Annotated in this window: 12 protein-coding genes; all 12 read left to right on the top strand. The window is 69.5% G+C overall.

Annotated elements, in window-relative coordinates; genetic code table 11:
- Positions 1-597: 597 nt before the first annotated feature.
- Positions 598-3,360 carry a phage tail sheath C-terminal domain-containing protein gene (locus tag GGR36_RS12980; protein WP_183635163.1) on the top strand — a complete coding sequence of 921 codons (2,763 nt, stop codon included), beginning with the start codon at positions 598-600 and terminating at the stop codon, positions 3,358-3,360.
- Position 3,361: 1 nt separating this feature from the next.
- Positions 3,362-3,841, top strand: a complete 480-nt coding sequence (locus GGR36_RS12975; RefSeq protein WP_183635162.1) for a phage tail protein — start codon at positions 3,362-3,364, stop codon at positions 3,839-3,841.
- A complete protein-coding gene (locus tag GGR36_RS12970; protein ID WP_183635161.1) occupies positions 3,841-4,644 on the top strand; it encodes a CIS tube protein in 804 nt (267 codons plus the stop codon). Before GGR36_RS12975 ends, GGR36_RS12970 begins: the two co-directional genes overlap by 1 nt.
- Before the next feature lie 3 nt (positions 4,645-4,647).
- Entirely contained in the window at positions 4,648-4,821 is a 174-nt protein-coding gene (locus GGR36_RS12965) for a hypothetical protein (RefSeq protein ID WP_183635160.1), read from the top strand.
- 2 nt (positions 4,822-4,823) lie between these two features.
- Positions 4,824-5,888 (top strand): phage late control D family protein, encoded by a 1,065-nt coding sequence (locus tag GGR36_RS12960; protein WP_183635159.1) that lies wholly within the window; start codon positions 4,824-4,826, stop codon positions 5,886-5,888.
- Positions 5,867-6,592 carry a phage baseplate assembly protein V gene (locus GGR36_RS12955; protein WP_221229587.1) on the top strand — a complete coding sequence of 242 codons (726 nt, stop codon included), beginning with the start codon at positions 5,867-5,869 and terminating at the stop codon, positions 6,590-6,592. Before GGR36_RS12960 ends, GGR36_RS12955 begins: the two co-directional genes overlap by 22 nt.
- A 2-nt stretch (positions 6,593-6,594) precedes the next feature.
- Positions 6,595-8,685 (top strand): hypothetical protein, encoded by a 2,091-nt coding sequence (locus GGR36_RS12950; protein WP_183635158.1) that lies wholly within the window; start codon positions 6,595-6,597, stop codon positions 8,683-8,685.
- A 907-nt stretch (positions 8,686-9,592) separates the two neighbouring features.
- Positions 9,593-9,988, top strand: a complete 396-nt coding sequence (locus GGR36_RS12945) for a GPW/gp25 family protein (RefSeq protein WP_172201404.1) — start codon at positions 9,593-9,595, stop codon at positions 9,986-9,988.
- Positions 9,988-12,255 (top strand): baseplate J/gp47 family protein, encoded by a 2,268-nt coding sequence (locus GGR36_RS12940; protein WP_183635157.1) that lies wholly within the window; start codon positions 9,988-9,990, stop codon positions 12,253-12,255. Before GGR36_RS12945 ends, GGR36_RS12940 begins: the two co-directional genes overlap by 1 nt.
- A gap of 153 nt (positions 12,256-12,408) precedes the next feature.
- Complete coding sequence (locus GGR36_RS12935) at positions 12,409-14,997, top strand: phage tail protein (RefSeq protein WP_183635156.1); 2,589 nt, start codon at positions 12,409-12,411, stop codon at positions 14,995-14,997.
- A gap of 997 nt (positions 14,998-15,994) precedes the next feature.
- On the top strand, positions 15,995-17,665 hold the full coding sequence (locus tag GGR36_RS12930; RefSeq protein ID WP_183635155.1) for a hypothetical protein: 1,671 nt from the start codon (positions 15,995-15,997) through the stop codon (positions 17,663-17,665).
- The gene (locus GGR36_RS12925; RefSeq protein WP_183635154.1) at positions 17,662-18,975 is read left to right on the top strand and encodes a hypothetical protein; all 1,314 of its coding nucleotides are present in this window, start codon (positions 17,662-17,664) and stop codon (positions 18,973-18,975) included. The genes GGR36_RS12930 and GGR36_RS12925 overlap by 4 nt, the downstream gene beginning before the upstream one ends.
- Positions 18,976-18,985 lie beyond the last annotated feature (10 nt).

The following is an 18,985-nucleotide window of genomic DNA, read 5'->3' as shown; positions in this document are numbered from 1 at the left end:
AGACAGTCCTCGCCACCGCCGCTGCGCGTCGGACCCCGATGCTTCTGCGCTGCTCGGCGTTTCAGAGGGGGAGGGCGAAGCGTCAACGTTTTCCTGCTGTCCGAATCTCGTAGCTCGGATGCAGGCCGCAGGCCGGAATCGGGGAGGCGCCGTTGAACATCTCGGAGCGCCCCATTCAGGCTACGAATGCGCAACGCACCTTGAAACTGCGATGGTTTTGACTTTGGGTCCCGTCGAGAGCGCCGAGCAGCGCAGCGAACTCGGGGGATCGGCGCGCAGCGCCGACGGCGAGGACTGTCTGAGCGGCGGGCGAAGCCTGGCGCGAGTTCCGCAGCCGCCCGATTTCGCGAGCACGCGAGGGAAGTCCGGTGCGCAGCACTGGACCGCGAACGCCGGGTCGCCTTTTCTTGGTTACTTCTTTTGGCGAAGCAAAAGAAGTAACACGCCCGCCGGGGGCGGGACCCCGGCCGAAGCACGGTTGGTAGGCGTCATCCGTCGTTCTGCGCGTTGGGCTTCAATGCCTTCGGCTCAAGCCACGCCAACGCCAACGCGTGACCACGACCGCCAGTGCCAGAACATGCGTCGGAGGCCATGACGATGAGCCTCCGTCTGCCGGGTCTCGCGTTCGAATCCGCCCCCGTCGCCCTCGACGAGCGCCTCCCCCGCATGGACATCGCGCTGTTCGTCGGCTTCGCGCGTCGCGGCCCGATCGATCGGCCGGTGCTGTGCGAGGACTACGCAGCGTTCACTTCGGTGTTCGGCCCGGAGCACGATCTGTTCATCGATGCAGGCAGCGGTGCGCCGGTCACCGCGCAACTCGCGCCGGCGGTGCAGAGCTTCTTTGCCAACGGTGGGCGGCGCTGCTGGGTGGCGCGGGTCGCGCTGCGGCCGGTGACGGCCAAGTTGCCGCTGGCGGGCTTGTGGGTCGAGACCAAGCTCGGCTGGCGCGCGGTTCAAGCACGTGCGGCGAGCGGCGGGCGTTGGGGCTTCGGCTTGCGCGCTGGTGTGCGGTTGGAACGAGCGGCGCTGGGCGTGCTGAGCGCGGGCAACCCATGGGATGGGCAGGCGCCGCACCGGATTGCGCTGGACCCGGCGAGCACGGCGCTGCCGGAAGCGGGCGACCTGCTGCGCTTCGTCAGCGATGCGCCCGATGCGGTTGTGGCGACGGACTTCTTGCGCGTCGTCACGTTCCTGCGCGTCGCCAGTGTGCTCAAACGCAACGACGGCCAGCACGGCACGCGTGTCGATGCGCGCATCGCCGAATCCTGGTGGTTCGGCGTACCGAAGGCCATACCGGCGAGTTTCGACGGCAGCCTTGCGCTGTCGCGCGCAAGGTCGGTGACGGTGAGCTTTGTGGCGGACGATCAGGCGGCGGCGCCGTTGCCGATCGGGCCGGAATGGTGCGGCGTGCTGCGTATCGAATTGCCGGCCACGCTTCGCAGCGCGGATTGGCCGCAGGCCGGTCATCCGCTGCGGCTGCGGGCTGGCGCACGGGTGTTCCTCGCGACGCTGGGTGACTGTGTGCTCGCCGCGCGCGACGCCAGCACCGTCACGCTCAAGGCGCAGGTGGCCTTGCTGGAACAGCTGCCCGCGCCCTGCGCGCTGAACGACGAGCCGCTCGGCGAACGTCTGCGCATCACGCTGATGAGCGACGACGAACTCGAAGGCGCCCGCACGTTGGCCGACATTGGCCTGTGCCACGGCCATGCGCGCGCCTGGCAGGCGCTGCCGCGTGACGACGCGCGCTGGAGTGCCGACCCGGCCCACGAGGTCGTGATTCCCGCCAAGCACGCGGCACTGTGGGCTGAAGCGCGAACGAATGCGTTCCCGATTGCCGGCCGTGGCTTGGGCGATTGCCTGCCGATCGGTCTTCCATGGGCCGCGCCGAGCTGGCTCGACGCGGTGCAGGATGCGCGCAGCAGCATGGCGCGCGATGGCCTGCGCCGCTTGTCGGCGGCGCTGTTCCTCGACCCGCGCCTCGCGGACGCGACGATGCACACCCTCGTTGCCCGCGCCGAGGCCTTGCGCTTCCCGTTCGACCCTGCACGCATGCCGGCGCGCTCGGTGCGCGGTGTGCATAGCCTGCTTGCGCTGGAAGAGGCCACTTTGCTCGCGGCGCCCGACCTGGCCCTGCCGCCGTGGCGCCTGGCCCACGCGGCTTCATGGCCCGCACCGGCGTCGTCCGACCCGGTTGCGGGCCCGGCCGGTCCCTGCGGCGCGGCGCTCCCCTTTGCCGCCTGCGTGCCGGTGCGCGTGGCGCCGCCGCTGCTGACGATAGCGGTTGACGGCGAATCGCGTCTCACCGCCCAGTGGACCGCCGACCCGGTGGCGGATCAATTCATCCTTGAAGGCGCACGGCATCCGGATTGGCAGGACGCGGTGGTGCTGTACCAGGGCGGCGAAACGCGCTGGTCCTTTGACAGCGAACCCACTCCCTGGCGCTACCTGCGGGTGCGCGTCGCGGCGCCGGGCTGCTACAGCGACTGGTCGCTCGGTGCGATCGTGCCGCAGGCGGAGACGACCGGCTGGGCAGCGCAGCCGGATGCGCCGGAAGGGCTCCGCACCGCGCTGCGCGTGCAGCGCGCGATGTTGCGCATCGCCGCGGCGCGGGCCGACAGCCTTGCTGTGCTCGGTGCGCCCGCCTGGATGGACGACGCCGATGCGCAGCGCCACATCGCCACCTTGTCGCGCCACGGCCCGGGCGGTGACGAATCCATGCTGGGCGATGACGAGGTGGCAGCACTGTCCTATGCGGCGATCTACCACCCCTGGCTGCGACGTCGGCGGGACGATGGCGTCGTCGCCTTCGCGCCGGACGGGGCGGCCTGCGGGCTGATTGCGCGGCGAGCCTTGTCGCGCGGCGCGTGGATCGCCGCCGCGAACGAAGTGGTGGCCGACGCGATCGGTCTGGAACGCCCGCCGGCCGACCCGCTGCGCCTGTTCGGTGCAGGCGCCAACCTGTGGCGTTACGACGGTCTGCGGGTGCGCTTGATGGGTGCGCGCACGCTGAGTCTCGATCCCGACTGGGTGCCGCTGAATGTGCGCCGCCTGATGAGTCTGCTGCGCCGCCTGCTGATCCGCGAAGGCAATGTGTGGGTCTTCGAGCCGAACGGCGCTGCGCTGGAGCGTTCGGTCGAACGCGGCCTCACCGCATGGCTCACGCAACTGCATGCCCGTGGTGCCTTTGCCGGGCGCAAACCGGCCGAGGCGTGGCAGCTCACGCTCAATCCGGGGCAACAGCGCGACCGCGACGACGGTCGCTTCATCGTGGAGTTGCGCTTTGCACCGGCGACGCCGCTTGAGTTCCTGACCGTGCGCCTCGTCCGAAACGGTGATGCCCTGCGGGTTGAAGGAGCCTGAGATGGACAACCCGCGTCCCGAAACTGTCGTGTATCCCTTCACCGCCTTCAACTTCGCGGTCGAGATCAATCGCGCCGGCAGCGCCGAGCGCATGGCCGCAGCGTCCTTCGCCGAGTGCGATGGACTGGAGATCACGATGGAGGCGAAGACGATCCGCGAAGGCGGCGCGAACGGGCAGCTGGTGCGCCTCGCCTCACCGGTGAGCTACGGCACGCTCACGCTCAAGCGCGGCATGACCGCCAACTTCGATTTGTGGGAATGGGTTGAGCAGACCGTCGAAGACCCGCGTGTGCGCGCCGACTGCGAGGTGGTGATCTTTGCTGCCGACGGAAGCACCGAGCGCGTGCGCTTCGTTGCTGCGCGTTGCCTGCCCGTGAAGCTGAAGGCGCCCGCGCTGAATGCCAAGGACGGCATGGTCGCGGTGGAGGAACTGCAGCTCGCCTACGAAACCCTGTCGCTCAAACCGCCGGGAGGCCGCTGATGCCGGTCGCGATTCCGCTTGAAAAGGCACGCCTGGTCGAACTCGAACCGGACTTCGAAACCGTGAAGTCCGGCGGCCGCAGCGTGTTCGTGCAGTTCAACCCGGAAAGCCTAAAGGTCAGTTTCGCCAACCAGGTGCAGCAGCCACAGGGCGGGGGGGATTCCGGTGCGCCGCCATCGATCCAGTTCGTCGGCGCGGGCACCACCAAGCTCACCGTGCAACTGTGGTTCGACGCCACCGCGCCGATCGAGGCGCGTGCGCTGCCGCAAGCCGAACGCGGCGCCGGCAAGGTGGACGATGTACGCAAGCTGACCCAGGAAGTCGCCTGGTTCATCACGCCGCAGCTGGCACCGAAGGACAAGAAGAAGTTCGTGCCGCCGGCGGTGGCCTTCTTCTGGGGCACCTTCCAGTTCAACGGCATGATCGATTCGATGGACGAGTCGCTGGAGTTCTTCGCGCCGGAGGGCAAGCCCCTGCGCGCGCAAGTCTCGCTGGCGATGTCGCAGCCGCGCATTTCGGCCTTCAAGTTCGCGCAGCCGGTCGGGCGCCCCGACGCAGCACCGCGCACACCGCTCACCGGTGGCGGCTCGGGCGCCACCGCGCCGGGCGCAGCCGGTGCCGGCAGCACCGGCCCGGGCGCGCAGGCGCTGACCGCCGCACCCACCGGCGCCAGCCTGCAGCAGATGGCCGCCGCAAGCGGGCAGGGCGGCGACTGGCGGGCGATCGCGCAGGCCAATGGCATCGAGAATCCGCGCCTGCTGGCGCCGGGCCAGTTGATCAACCTGAACATCGGGCGGGGCTGAGCGATGCCGATCGTGATCAACGATTTCGAAGTGGTGACGGCGCCCGCACCGTCCGGTGCAGCAAGCGCCGCGCCCGACACACCTGCCGCCGACAGCGCGCCGGCCGCCGACCCGCACACCATCGCCGCGGTGCTGGCCTGGCTGGCTGCCCGCAGTGACCGGATCAAGGACGACTGAACATGCCGCCGCCGGAAGCCCTTCGCTCCGCACGCCCGACCGTCGTGATCGATGGCGAGACCTATCCGCAGGTCGCCAGCGGGCTGCGCGAACTCGCGGTGAGCGATAGCGACGCCGGCCTCGCGCATTGCAGCCTGACGCTGGAGAACTGGGGCCCGCGCAACGGCACACCGGACTACCTGTACTTCGACCGCCGCGTGTTCGATTTCGGCAAGCAACTCGAGATCCGTGTCGGCGACGCGACGCTGTTCCGTGGCCGCATCAGCGCGATCGAGGCCGCGTTCGAAGAGGGCACGCCGCCGGGCATCACGGTGCTCGCGGAAGACCGCCTGCAAAGCCTGCGCATGGCACGCCGCACGCGGGTGTTCGAACAGATGAGCGACGCCGATGTGATCCGCCAGATCGCGAACGATCACGGCCTGCAGCCGGAGGTGAATCTCTCCGGCGATACGCATCGCGTGCTCGCGCAGGTGAACGAGACCGATCTGCGCTTCCTGCGCGAACGCGCGCGGCGCGGTGGTTTCGAAATCTGGGTGGACGACCGCACCTTGCATGCGGCCGAACGCAGCAGCCGGCGCGGTTCGCCGCTCACGCTGACGATCGGTGCGAGCCTGCGCAGCTTCCGTGTCGTTGCGGACCTGGCGCATCAGGTGGATACGGCGCGTGTGGGGGGTTGGGATGTGTCGGCGAAGGACGCGCTCACCGGCGAGGCGGCGGCCTCGTCGCTGTCGTCCGAAGGCGGTGGCACCCGCGGTGCGGATCTGATCTCGCAGGCGCTCGGGGCGCGCACCGAAGTTGTCTCGCATGTGTTTCCCGCCACGCAGTCCGAGGCCGACGCGATTGCCCGCGCCTGGCTTGCGGCACGTGCACGGCGATTCGTCGTCGCGCACGGCGTGGCCGAAACCACCGCCGATCTGAAGGTCGGCACGCGGATCGAGATCGCCGAAGTCGGCGCGCTCTTCTCGGGTGCATACGATCTTGTTGGCGTGACGCATCGTTTCGACAATCGGATCGGCTTGCGCAGCGACATCGCGCTCGAACGCGCATGGATCGGGGACGCGTCATGATGCCGAGCGACGAGCTCCGCACCCGCGCCGCGAGCGGCCTTGGCGGCCCGTGGTACGGCGTTTATCCGGCCCAGGTCACCGACATCAAGGACCCGGACGGCCAGGGCCGCGTGCGGGTGAAGTTGCCCTGGGTGCCGGATTCCGGCAGCGCGCACTACGAGAGCTGGGCGCGCCTGACCACGCTGATGGCCGGCAACAACCGCGGCAGCTGGTTCATCCCCGATGTGGGTGATGAGGTGCTGGTGGCCTTTGTGGGCGGCGATGTGCGCCACCCCTGCGTGGTCGGCGCACTGTGGAACGGCAGCGATGCACCGCCGGATTCGATGGACGGTGCCGGCAACAACTACCGCAAGGTGATCCGCTCGCGCAATGGCGTGAAGCTCACGTTCGACGATCAGGACGGGCAGGAGAAGTTCATCGTCGAGACCCCGGGCGGCCAGAAGATCACGCTGCAGGACGGCCCCGGCAAGGTCGAGGTGGTCGACTCCAACGGCAACTCGATCAAGCTCGAAACCTCGGGCATCACGATCGACGCTGCAGCCAAGGTCACCGTCAATGCGGGTGCAATGGTCGAGGTGAATGCGGGCATGGTCACGGTGAACGCCGGCATGTCGCGCTTCTCCGGCGTGGTCCAGTGCGACACGCTGATTTCGAACTCGGTGATCAGCGCCTCCTATACCCCCGGCGCCGGGAATATTTGGTAGCCATGGACCGCGCGCGCTTCCCTCATCACGACAGCGTATGGCAGGCGCCTGCGCCGCTGTGGGGCGGGGTGCGTGAGCGCACGCTGCGGCCAGCCTTGCTGCGTTTTGCCGACGATGACTTCATGGAGCGCATCGCGGCGATCCTCGCGCAGCCGGATTCCGCTGCGCGTACCGCGGCGCTTGCAGCCTTGCAGGCACGTGGCGAAACCTGGCGCGACGGCATGCCTGCGACACCGAAGCCCGCACCCGCGGCACCACCCCTGGCACGACGCATCGCTGCGCGCATTGGCAAGCCGCTACGTCTCAACGTGCAGGCTGAGGCGCCCGAGGTGGCGGCGCCGGTCGAACGGCCGCTGAAGCTGTTCCAGCCCGCGCATCAACGTTACTACCTGGTCGGTGCGAGCCTCGTGTGCGGTGTGCCCGGTCTGCCGGATCGCGCGCTCGACAGCGCGAAGAAGGAGGCGGTGCGTTTCGTCGTGCGGCGGCTGCTGCCGACCACCGCAAATACCGCAGGTGCTTTCGCGAAGCCGACGCACACCGCCTACGACCCGCAACAGTGGCAGGAGTACGCCTGGGTCGGGGGACGTTGGGTGGTAGCGGCAAGCGACGCGGCGGCGGACGGCGAAGAGATGCTGCCGCTGTTCCCGCTCGCATGGCGCGAGGCGGGCCCCGCCGGCGAGCGGCCGCGCAGGATGTGGGCAGGCCTCGTGCCGGTCGGCAAGCGCGAGGCCTACCTCGGCGGCGCAATCGACGACGCCGCAGCCCCGCCGGCGTCCGACAGCGGCGCGGTGGAGGACGATGACGCGCGCCTCACGCTGCTGCGCAAGACGGTCACCGGCCCCTGGCGCCAGCTGATCGAACAGGGCTGGGCGCACTACAACCGCCATGAACGCAGCAGCCCGGTGGCGGTGGATCAGAAATTCCTCGACGACGAAGAGGGGCGTTCGACGCTCGCACGTCGTCGTCTGCGTGAGGCGATGCAGATCGGCGGCTGGTATGTGCTGACCGACTTCGCGAGCTGGCTGGCGGCCGAACTCCCGAACGTGTGGCAGGCGGTGCGCGCACGTGCAGCCGGCACCGCGCTGCCAGCGATGAGCGCGGCGGAGCGCGGCTTCTTCGATGCGCTGGATGCGGCGCAAGTCGGGGGCGGGCTCGCCAACTCGCTCGCCGAGGCGGTGGGCAACGCGTATCAGGCCAACCCGGAGGGGCTCGCCTACGACGCCGGCAAGTCGGTCTCCGAGAACGCCCAGCGCTTGTTCGCAATGCCGTCCTCGCTGTGTGCTGCGCTGGTCGCGGCCGATGCGGCACGCAGCGCGCTGGAAGCGGCATCGGGCGTGTTCGCCTGGACCGGGCTCGCGGCGCGGCGCGGCTGGCCGGGCTTCCTGTATCCGCTCGCCGACGGCGTCGTGCCCACCGATGCGCCATTGCCGATGCCGCTGGCGGAACAGGATGCGGCATTCCAGATCTCGCCGCTCGAGCGTCGCCATTTCCGCGCGCTCAACCGGCTCGTTGAACTCGCCGCCGCTGCGCTGCCGGCAGCACCCGATCGCGCCAAGCTGCTTAACGTTACCGCGCCGCCGCGGCTCGAAGCGGAGAACTGGTTCGTGATCCGCTGCGTGTATCTGAAGCCGGAATGCTTCAAGCACGGTGCGCTGCTCTCGGCACCCACCGAGGCCTTCCAGCTCGCCAGCTTCTTCGACCCCGACGCGCCCGCGCGCCCGATCCGCATCGGCCTGCCGGTCGACACCAGCGCCGCGGGGCTGCGCAAGTTCGACAAGAACACCGCCTTCGTCATGAGCGACTTGCTCTGCGGCCAGGTCGCCCGCGCCAAGGGCCTCGGCCTGATCGACCTCGTGCGCTCCGTGCTGCCGTGGCCGCTGCACAAGGATCTCGATGTCGGCGACATGGGGCCGTGCTCGAAGAACGACCCCAACCAGCTCGGCATGATCTGTTCGCTGTCGATTCCGATCATCACGCTGTGCGCGCTGATCCTGCTGCTCGTGATGGTCGCGCTGCTCGACATGATCTTTGCGTGGCTGCCGTTCTTTGCGATCTGTTTCCCAATCTTGAAGAAGAAGGGGGGCGGGTCATGATTTTTGGTTCTGTTGCTGGGCGCAACGGCGCCACGGGTAATGGTCGCGTAGCTAGGGCTGAGCTTCGTGAAGCCCAAGGTTTCGGCTTGCGACTTGCGTTGCCAGTTTGCGTCGGCCGTCCCGCTGAAGCCGGGTCCCGCCCCGGCGGGCGGGTTCCTTTCTTGTGCCGACAAGAAAGGAACCAAAGAAGCGGCCCCCGCTTCAACGCCGTGCGCTTCGCGCACGGTGCCCTGCGCTGCTCGCGTCGCCGGGGGCCTGCGGAACTCGCCCTCGCTGCGCTCGGTGCTCGGACAGTCCTCGGCCCCGCCGTGCTGCGCACGTCGGAACCCGGCAACGCTGCGCTGCTCGGCGTTTCAGAGGGGGAGGGAAAAGCGTCGGCGTTTCACCGCTGTCGGATTTCCGTAGCCTGGATGCAGGCCGAAGGCCGGAATCCGGGATGTGCGGTTGAGCATCTGGATACGCCTGCCCCGGATTCCGCTGCGTTCCATCCAGGCTGCGAACAGCGCGCAGGCGTTGCGCGACGGATGGTTTTGACTTTGGGTCCCGTCGAGAGCGCCGAGTGGCGCAGCGGGGTCAGGGGATCGGCGCGGAGCGCCGACGGCGAGGACTGTCTGAGGCCCGCAGGGCCGAGTTCCGCAGCCGCCCGACTTCGCGAGCACGCGAGGGAAGTCAGGCGCGAGCGCCTGACCGCGAACGCCGGGTCGCCTTTTCTTGGTTACTTCTTTTGGCGAAGCAAAAGAAGTAACACGCCCGCCGGGGGCGGGACCCCGGCCAACGCGCGGCTGAGCCACGACACCGTGTATCGCATGCCGCACAAGGCAGCCGAAGTTGCTGTGCTTCACAACGCGCGGTTCAACGCGCAGTTGAGTGCTGGCTGCGAACGCGAGACAGAAGAAGAGGCCAGACCATGAACGCTGACCACCTCCTCGGCCGCAGCCTGGCCTGGCCGCTCACGATCACCCCTGACGGGCGACTCGCCCGCTCGTCGGGCGAGGACAACATCCGCGAGAACGTGCGCCTGATCCTTGCCACCAACCGCGGCGAGCGCGTCGGCGTGCCGGAGTTCGGCGCCGGGCTCGAGCAGTTCCTGTTCGAGCCGAACACAATCACCACCCACCAGCTGATCCGCGGCCGCGTCGAGCAATCGCTGGCGCGATGGGAGCCGCGTATCCGCGTATCGCAGGTCGATGTCGATGTGCTGCCGGACGATCCGTTTGCGGCGCGCGTCACGATCACCTACAGCCTTGTTGCGACCGGCCGGCAGGAACGGGTCGGTCTGACGCTCACGCTCGGAGGCAGCTGATGCCGATCGAACTGCCCAAGCTCGACGACCGCGCATTCCGCGATATCGCCGATGAGGCGATCGCACGGATACCGTCGCACACACCGGAGTGGACCAACTTCAACGAGGCCGATCCGGGGGTCACGCTACTTGAGCTCTTCGCCTTCATGGCGGAGAACATGCTCTACCGCGCGAATCAGATTCCGGAGCGCAATCGCCTCAAGTTCCTGCAACTGCTCGGGGTGCCGCTGTTGCCGGCGCAGCCGGCACGTGGCGTGGTGGCGTTCGACAATGCGCGCGGCCCGCTTGCGACACTCACGCTCAATTGCGGCGAACCGCTGCGCGCTGGCAGCCTGCCCTTCCGCACTACACAGGGGCTGGATGTGCTGCCGGTCGAATCCGCGCTGGTGTTCAAGCGCACACTCGCCTCGCCTGACGCGGTCACGCTCGCCGCGTATCAGGATCTCTACGCCAGCTTCTCGACCGGCGGCGCCGCGCCGGAGCTGAGCCTGTATGAAACCGTGGATCTGGCGAGTGCGCCCGGCACCGAGATCGGCGAAACCGAAGGCCAGTGCTTCTGGCTTGCGCTCCTGCGCCGCAGCGCCGACCGCAATGCCACGCGCGAAGACGTCCGCGCCGCGATCGCCAGCAAGATGCTGACGATTTGCATGGTGCTGGCGCCCGAACCCGCGACCACACGACGACTCGCCGCGGGCGAGGGCGTCACGCACAAGCCCCCGCAGCTGGTGATGGAGATCGCTGCGGCCGATCACCTTGGCCCGCCACCGGATCGCCTCGCCAGCTGGCGCAGCCTGCCGCTGCGCATGAGCGGCGATGGCGAGGTCGAACCGCTGCGTCTCGATGTGGAACTGCCGGCCGCCGAAGGGCTGCTGACTTTTGATGATGTCGACCCGCTCGAAGCGGGCTCGGGCGAATTGCCGCCGCTGTTCGAAGATCCGCAGACCGATGCGCGTGTGGTGCTGTGGCTGCGTATCCGGCCGGAAGGCGATCTGGGCGGTGCGCGCCTTGCGCCGCTGTGGGCCGGCATCAACGCCTGCGCCGTCGAACAGCGCGACCTGGTGCGCAACGAGGTGATCGGGCTCGGCAGCGGCGCGCCGGATCAGCAGTTCCGCTTCGCTCGGGGGCCTATCGTCACCGGTAGCGTGCAGGTCTCGGTCGCCGGCACACCGTGGGCCGCGACCGACGAGCTGTACGCCGCGCCACCCGAGATCGCGCTGCGCGACGCGCGCTTGCCGCAGAGCCTGCAACCCGCTGGCGGCGGCGAGCTGAGTCGCGTGTTCGCGGTGGATGCGGAGGCTGGCCTGCTGAAATTCGGCGACGGTTTGCGCGGTGCGCGGCCGCCCTTCGATGCAACGATCCTCGTCGACTACGACATCACCCAGGGCGCGGATGGCAACGTCACCGCGGGTGCGGTGAAGCTGGGGCCACGCCTGCCTGCAGGGCTCAGCGTTGCGAATCCGATTGCCACCTGGGGCGGGCGCAATGCGGAGTCGGCGGATGAGGGCGAGCGCAGCATCCAGGCCTGGCTGCGGCATCGCGACCGCGCGGTCACCGCAGAAGATTTCCGTGACCTTGCGCTGCGTACGCCCAGTGTGCGGCTCGCACGCGTGGAAGTGCTGAGCGCCTTCAAGGCGGATGTGGGCGCGCAGGCGGGCGCCGTCACCGTGATGGCGGTGCCGGCCAGCGACCCGAAGCACCCGGACGCGCCGCGGCCCGATCCGGTGGCGCTGCGCGCGGTGTGCGAATGGCTTGATCCGCGCCGCCTCGTCACCACCGATGTCTACGTCACCGGCCCGCGCTATCGCGGCCTGTGGATCGCGGTCGGGCTCGAACCCGATCCCGGTGTCGCGTTGGCCGAGCTGCGGCCGCGGGTGCGGGCCGCGCTGCTGGCCTTCCTGTCGCCGCTGCCGCTTGCCGACGCCAGTACACGGCCAGGCGGCATCGACGACATTACGCCCGGCGGCTGGCCGCTGCGTGCGCCGGTGATCGCCGCACAGCTACTTGCAGTGGTCGCGCGGGTGCCCGGTGTGCGGCTGGTGAACGACCTGCTGCTGGGCGAGGAATCGTCTTCCGGCCCGCAACCGACCGAGCGCATCGCATTCGCCGATCTCGATCAGCCGGAACTGCTGGGCCTGCTGGTCGAAGCACGCGACTTCGCACCCGGCGAGAACCCGCTGGTTGGCTTGCGCGATGCGACCTTGGGCCGCGCTGGTGTGGCAAGCGGCGACCGCCGCCTGCCGGTGCCCTTCATTCCGGATCAGTGCTAAGGACCATGATGCCCCCACGCTCGAATTATTCGCGCAGGGCCGGCTTAAAGACGCCGGCCCGTTCGGCGAGCGCGAAGCAGTGCTTCGCGAATGCCTCGCGTCACCCCCCCGAGGGGGCTTCAGAGCCCTTCGGGCGGCCGGGCGGGCTCTGACATGGATTCCAACGGCTCCCGCTACTGGCTGCTGCTCGGCCCCGAGGATTGGGGCGCGTGCGTGCGCAGCGATCTCGCTGGTTCGCCGACGCTCGCTTCCCTGTGGCCGGCGGGTGCCAGCGTGGGCGAACTCGCTGCAGAAGGCTGGGACGCGGACGACGCCGAGCTGATGCTGCCGCGCGAGGCCTTCCGCTTCCGTGCGGCACCGCTCGACGTCAAGCCTGGCGCCGCGAGCCGCCGCGGTGCCGCGGCGGATGCCGATGGCAATGTGTTCTGGATCGACGAAGACGGCCGCCGCATCCTGCGTCAGTGCGCGCAGAGCGGGCAGCTCAGCGTGTTCTGGCCTGTGGAGCGGCCGATGCCGGAAGTTGTCGGTGCGGTGACCCAGGCCTTCGGCCCCGAGCTTCCGCTGCTGGGCGAACCGACGCCGGCGTTCCGTGGCGCGGGGCAGCCGCGCTTTGGCGATGCCTCGGTGGCCGATGAAGCCGCGCCACAACTCGCCGGCCTCGCGATGTCGCCCGATCACCGGCTGATCGCCGGCAGCATCGCACCGGCTGGTCTGCTTGATTTCGACCTCATCGCCGGCGGGCCGCCGCGCTGGTTGGCGTGGCCTGACGCGGCGCCCGGCGTGCGCGCCTTCATGCCCTGCGACATCGCGGCGGATGCCTGTGGTCTGTGGATTCTCGACCGCGCGCTACCCGCTGACGCACCGCCGGCCATGCCGGTCGATGCCCGGCTGTGGCGGCTTGATCGCCGGCTCGCCAGCGTCGGGCCAGCCGGCGCGGCTCCGGTTGCTGAAGCGGGTGACTTCGGGCCGCAGGGCGGCGGAGCGCGAGCCCTGCCACCTGCGCCGAAGCGGATCGACTTCGCCCATGCGATCGCTCTGGCACTGCGTTCGCCCATCGCGGTCGAGTCCTTGCCGGATGGCCGCGTGATCCTGCTCGACACGCCGCTGGCGGGTGACGCTGATCCTTGGGGCGCGCTGGTGATCGTGTCGGCCGACCCCGCGGTGGCGCGCGTGCGGCTGAGCCTTGACGCGGTGCGCGCGGTGATTGCCGACGAAGACGCCGATGCCTTCCGCCTCGCCGGTCATGCACTTCTGGCCGGGGCCCCCGCAGCGGACGACGGCGGCGCGGCACGCGCGCAACTGTGGGTGGTGGGCGACGATGGCAACCAGGCCTTCCGCATCCTGCTGGTGGCGCGTGCGGGTGTGCTGTCGCTGGAGCCGCTGCCCGAATTCCTGCCGATGCGGCGATACGGCGGGCGCGGCCTGGTGTCGGTTGCCGGCGCGCCGAAGTACGACCACGAGACCGGCGCAGGCTTCGGCCGTCAGGCCGGAGCACAGCCGGGCCAGCGTTCTACTGCAGGAGCCGCAGGGCTCCTGGCTGATGCGTGGGAAGCCGCCGGCCGTCAGGCCGGTGGGCTGCACAGCGACGGGCACTGGGTGCCGCTGGTCGTGCAGCGGCGGCCGCGTTACAGCCGCAGCCTGCAGGTCGATACCTGGCCCGGCACGGCGGCGCGCCCGCCCTTTGATGCCGGCGAGCCCGGCTGCACCTGGCACCGCATCGTGATGGACGTGGCTATTCCGCCCGCCTGTGCGATCCGCATCCAGGCGCGCGCGGCTGACGACCTTGCCGGACTGCGCAATGCGCCCTGGCGCGATCAACCCGCATTGGTGCCGCGAGCGATTGGCGCCGAACTGCCCTGGCTCGCGCGCCGCGATGCGCAGCCGATCCAGTGCGAACGCGGCAGTCGCGAACTCCTGCTGCAAGGGGTTAAAGGCCGCTATGCGCAACTGCGCATCGTGCTGCTCGGCAACGGCCTCGCCACGCCACGCGTTGGCGCGCTGCGGATCTGGTACCCGCGCTTCGACTATCTGCGCTACCTGCCCGCGTGCTGGCGCGAGGACGCGATTGCTGCGGACTTCCTCGAACGTTTCCTCGCCAACGTCGAGGGTCTGTTCACCAGCTGGGAAGATCGCCTCGCCGCGGTGCAGCTGCTGTTCGACGCACGCACCGCGCCGCGCGAAGCGCTGCCCTGGCTGGCCGGCTGGTTGGGCCTTGCGCTCGATGCGCAGCTCGACGAACGCCGGCGCCGCCTGCTGGTGCGCTACGGCCACCGTCTGCTGGCACGCCGCGGCACGCTTCCGGCCTTGCAACGCCTCGTTCGCATCGCGACCGACCCCTGCGTCGACCCGTCGATCTTCGACGACGACGCACCGCTCGCCGAGCGCCCCGGCGACGTGCGCTACCTCGAACGCCCGAACGGCGCCGCGCACACACTCGTGGTGCGGGTGCCGGTACGGCGCACTGCGGTTGGTTCTGCTGCCACGCTCACGCGTGTGCGCGATGTGCTCGCGATTGCCCTGCCGGCGCATGTGGCCGGCTCGGTGGAGACGGTCGACTACGCCTTCCGCCTGGGGGCTGCGCGCGTCGGGTACGAAACGCAGCTCGCGGCGGACGACCCGATTGCGGCGGCCATCGTTGATTTCGCGAATTTGGGGATGGCGAGGTTGGCTGCGCCGCCGGAAGGGGCGGCGCGGTGGGCGGTGGATAGGGATCGCTTGGGGAGTTTGGGGGTGTTGTCGTGATTGGGGGCGTTCTTGGTTCCTGGCGGGATGCTCTAGCTGCGCATTGGGGCGTAGGTTGGGCTGAGCTTGGCGAAGCCCAACGCTTCGACTTGCGATTTGCGCTGCCGGTTTGCGTCGGCCTTCCCGCTGAAGCCGGGTCCCGGCCCGGCGGCCGGGGTACTTTCTTTGTGCGAACAAAGAAAGTACCCAAAGAAAGTTGCCCCGCTTCAACGCCCCGCCTGTGGCGGGGTGCCCTGTGCTGCTCGCGTCGCCGGGGGCCTGCGGAACTCGCCCTCGCTGCGCTCGGAGCTCAGACAGTCCTCGGCCCCGCCGTGCTGCGCACGTCGGAACCCGACAACGCTGCGCTGCTCGGCGTTTCAGAGGGGGAGGGAAAAGCGTCGACGTTTCACCGCTGTCGGATTTCCGTAGCCTGGATGCAGGCCGAAGGCCGGAATCCGGGATGTGCGGTTGAGCATCTGGATACGCCTGCCCCGGATTCCGCTGCGTTCCATCCAGGCTGCGAACAGCGCGCAGGCGTTGCGCGACGGATGGTTTTGATTTCGGGTCCCGTCGAGAGCGTCGAGTGGCGCAGCGGGGTCGGGGGATCGGCGCGGAGCGCCGACGGCGAGGACTGTCTGAGGCCCGCAGGGCCGAGTTCCGCAGCCGCCCGATTTCGTGAGCACGCGAGGGAAGTCAGGCACTTGTGCCTGACCGCGAACGCCGGGTCGCCTTTTCTTGGTTACTTCTTTTGGCGAAGCAAAAGAAGTAACACGCCCGCCGGGGGCGGGACCCCGGCCAACGCACGCCAGCAAACCGACTGCGCCAATCGCAAGTCGCAATCGCCAATTCGCAAGTCAAGCGTCGGGCTTGGTACCACTCTCCCAGACAGACGTGCTCAGTCCGCCACGCGCGCCGTTTGGGGTGTCGACTCCGCGGCGATGCGCGAGTACCGCATTCAAAACACTGAGGCCCGAACGGCCTCCCCGTTCACCACAATCCCTCTCCGGGAGAATCGCTCATGAGTGACGCCGCCTTCTCCACTGCCGCCACGCCGTCGACGCCCGAAGCCGACAAGCGTGTGCGCTACAGCCTGGGCCAGATTCTTGGCGCCGATGAATTCGAGCAGGAGCAGTTCTACTTCCTCGAGCGCGATCGCCAGCACAACCGCGTGCTGCACGGCTACGGCACTGCGCTGGGCCTGGCGGTGTCGCTGTCAGGCAGCGAGGTGCGGGTCGAGCCCGGGCTTGCGCTGACGGTCGCCGGCAAGGTGGTGCGGGTCGATGCGCGGCAGTGCGCCGACTTTGCCGCCTGGGTCGGCGCGAATGCGGCGACGCTGCTGCCGGCAGACGACGCCGGTTTCCAGCGCGCGCATGTCGTGCTCGGCTACCACGAGTGCGATACCGACCGCCTGCCGCTGCCGGTTACGCCCTGCTGCGGCGAAGGCGAGGGCGTCGCGACGCGGATCGCGGAAACCTTCCATCTCGCCTTCGTCGCCGAACCGCCGGCGCAGGTCGAGGAATGGATGACGGATCGCTTCGGTCGCCTGATCCGCGCGATCCGTCCCGCGCCCTCGGCGGGTACCGCGCTCGCGCTGGCCGATGTGCCGGCGCTGGTGCGCACGCTGATCGCCGGTGAAGCGGTGGGCGGGCCGTGGCAGGTGGCGGTGGCGGACTTCGATGCGGCGATCGCGCTGGCCGAGCGGGTGTGGGTGACCGAGGTGCGGCCGCAAGTGCCGGTGGACGCCGGCCCGCCTGCGGCGCCGACCGCGCTGCATCCGGAAGAGCCGGTGCTGCTCGCGAGCCTGCACTTCCGCCTCAATGCCGGCGCGCTCGACGTCGCCTCGCTGACGCTGGACGACAGCGCCCGCCCGCTGCTGCTGCCGACCCGCACGCTGCAGGAACTCTACGGCCTCGGCCAGACCGCGCAGCCGGCGGCCGCGACCGATGTGGTGCCGGAGACCCTGTTCAACCAGACCGCTGCGGTGGGCGCCAGCCTCGCCTACGCGCGGGCAGACCACACACATGGTTCGCCGACGCTGCCGGCGACCGGCGGCGATCTGACCGGGGCGATCACCGCGGCGCAGATCACCGCCCTGCAGGGCGTCGGCCTCGTCGCGACCGGCGCTGCGAGCGGCCAACTGCTGGGCTTTGACGGTAGCGTCTGGCGGCCAGTACCCGCGCCCACCGGTGGTGGCGCGCCGGTGGTGCTGGGGGGAGACGCGAACGGCCCCGCGGGCGACAACACGGTGGCCGGCCTGCAGAAGCGCAAAGTCGTCGATACGGCACCCAGCAACGGCGACGCGCTGGTGTGGGATGCCACGATCGACGCGTGGCGGCCCGGTGCGGTGAGCGCACCGCCCGCAGCTGCGGGCGTGAAGATCGTCGCGGCCGGCATCATCGGTTTCGACGGCACGCGCGGCCCGGTGTTCGGCAAGCTCGAGCTTGTAGACCGCGCGCCCTTCACGATCGGTTTCGATGGCTACATCCAGCCCAATGCCGACCGCAAGCACATGTACATCCTCAAGGCGATCGCGGTGGCCAAGCTCGACAGCCCGGTATTGACGGTGGGCTTCAGCAGCTTTGGCGAGAAGGGCATCGTCGTCACGCTGGCGCTCGGTGGCAAGCCAATCGGCTTCGACAACGGCATGGCGCTGATGGTCGAGATCAGCCAGTACGGGGAGCTGCCATGAGCGCGCTGGCTGAAGCCGCGGCACCCGGCTACTTCGATGGTGCGCTGCGCGCGGTGAACTTCTTCGGCGGGCGTCTGCTCTCCGGCCGCGACATGGCCGATGAGCAGGCCGCCAGCGCGGCACGCGATGCCGCCATCGCCAGCGCGGCCGGCACCGGTATCGCCCGTGGGCTGGTCGTCACCCGTGCGCGCAGTGCGAACGGTTCGCTGCTTAATGCGGTGGACCTGTCGCCCGGCACCGCGATTGCGCCAGACGGCAGCGTGCTGCGCCTCGCCGCCGCATTGCGCATCGCGCTGGTGCCGGACGATTCACACGCGCCGGCGGCACCGCTTGGCCCGGGCGAATTCCGCCTGTGCGGGCCCAAGCCCAGCGGCAACCCGACGCCCTCGGTGCAGTACGGCACCGCGCTGCAGGTGCTGCTGGTCGGCCCCGCGCAGGCGCTGTCCGCCGAGCAGGCGCCCGGTGTATCGGGCGAGGGCGGCGCGGCGCTGAACCGTTGCGGCGCCCGTTGGCGGCTCTCGGGGCTGCGCTTCCGGCTGGCGACGATACCCGGTGCGCTGTTGGGGTCGGACGCACCGCTGTTCAACGACAGCAGTACCCTCGGCCGGCACCGTGCGCGCCACCTCGCGGCCTTTGCGGCGCTCGGCGGCAACGTGGTGGCCGAGGCGCTCGCCGATCCGCTCGGCGGGCTCGATAACCCGCTGCGCGCTTACGGTCTGCTCGATGCGGCCGGCGTGGTGGCAGATAACGAGGTGCCGCTCGCGCTGTTCGGCTGGCAGCCCGGTGGCCTTGCTTGGCTGGACATGTGGGCGGTGCGTCGCAGCCTGCATGCGCCGGCCTCGGCGGCCGATCTTCTGTTGCTTGGCAGCGGGCGCCGCACGGCAGAGGGCGAAGCCTTCATCCGGCAGTTCGCGCTGCAGATCGCCGAGCTGATCAACGCGGGCGACGTATTGCCTGCCGGCCTGCAGGCAGCCAGCGTGTTCCGCTACCTGCCGCCGGTGGGCGTGCTGCCGCTCGCGAGCAGCACGCGGCGCGGCATTGATGCCGACACCTTCTTTGCCGGCCTCGCGGTGAGCGAAGACGACTTCCTCGATGGCGCCTTGCTCGAACCGCTATGGCGCGGCGCGGCGATGCTGCCGCCGATCAACCTGACGAGCGAACCGGCACAGCTGATCTGGCGCTTCCGTTTGCGTGGCGACGACGGCAATGCCAGCGGCGCACTGCTCTTCGGCCATCGCCATCTGCCCCTTCCTGCGGCGTCGCGCGAGAACCGCGCCCGCTTCGATCACGACCGCTACCCCACTTTCTGAGGAGACCGAC

The sequence above is a fragment of the Niveibacterium umoris genome (assembly GCF_014197015.1).
GTDB classification, from domain to species: domain Bacteria; phylum Pseudomonadota; class Gammaproteobacteria; order Burkholderiales; family Rhodocyclaceae; genus Niveibacterium; species Niveibacterium umoris.
The sequence above is the reverse complement of the archived record's forward strand: the minus strand, read 5'-3'. Positions and strand labels throughout refer to the sequence as shown.

What these genes read in the sequence shown, in the direction of transcription:
- GGR36_RS12980 (WP_183635163.1), top strand. Translation starts at nt 598, where the DNA reads ATGAGCCTCCGTCTGCCGGGTCTCGCGTTCGAATCCGCCCCCGTCGCC.
- GGR36_RS12975 (WP_183635162.1), top strand. Translation starts at nt 3,362, where the DNA reads ATGGACAACCCGCGTCCCGAAACTGTCGTGTATCCCTTCACCGCCTTC.
- GGR36_RS12970 (WP_183635161.1), top strand. Translation starts at nt 3,841, where the DNA reads ATGCCGGTCGCGATTCCGCTTGAAAAGGCACGCCTGGTCGAACTCGAA.
- GGR36_RS12965 (WP_183635160.1), top strand. Translation starts at nt 4,648, where the DNA reads ATGCCGATCGTGATCAACGATTTCGAAGTGGTGACGGCGCCCGCACCG.
- GGR36_RS12960 (WP_183635159.1), top strand. Translation starts at nt 4,824, where the DNA reads ATGCCGCCGCCGGAAGCCCTTCGCTCCGCACGCCCGACCGTCGTGATC.
- GGR36_RS12955 (WP_221229587.1), top strand. Translation starts at nt 5,867, where the DNA reads ATGGATCGGGGACGCGTCATGATGCCGAGCGACGAGCTCCGCACCCGC.
- GGR36_RS12950 (WP_183635158.1), top strand. Translation starts at nt 6,595, where the DNA reads ATGGACCGCGCGCGCTTCCCTCATCACGACAGCGTATGGCAGGCGCCT.
- GGR36_RS12945 (WP_172201404.1), top strand. Translation starts at nt 9,593, where the DNA reads ATGAACGCTGACCACCTCCTCGGCCGCAGCCTGGCCTGGCCGCTCACG.
- GGR36_RS12940 (WP_183635157.1), top strand. Translation starts at nt 9,988, where the DNA reads ATGCCGATCGAACTGCCCAAGCTCGACGACCGCGCATTCCGCGATATC.
- GGR36_RS12935 (WP_183635156.1), top strand. Translation starts at nt 12,409, where the DNA reads ATGGATTCCAACGGCTCCCGCTACTGGCTGCTGCTCGGCCCCGAGGAT.
- GGR36_RS12930 (WP_183635155.1), top strand. Translation starts at nt 15,995, where the DNA reads ATGAGTGACGCCGCCTTCTCCACTGCCGCCACGCCGTCGACGCCCGAA.
- GGR36_RS12925 (WP_183635154.1), top strand. Translation starts at nt 17,662, where the DNA reads ATGAGCGCGCTGGCTGAAGCCGCGGCACCCGGCTACTTCGATGGTGCG.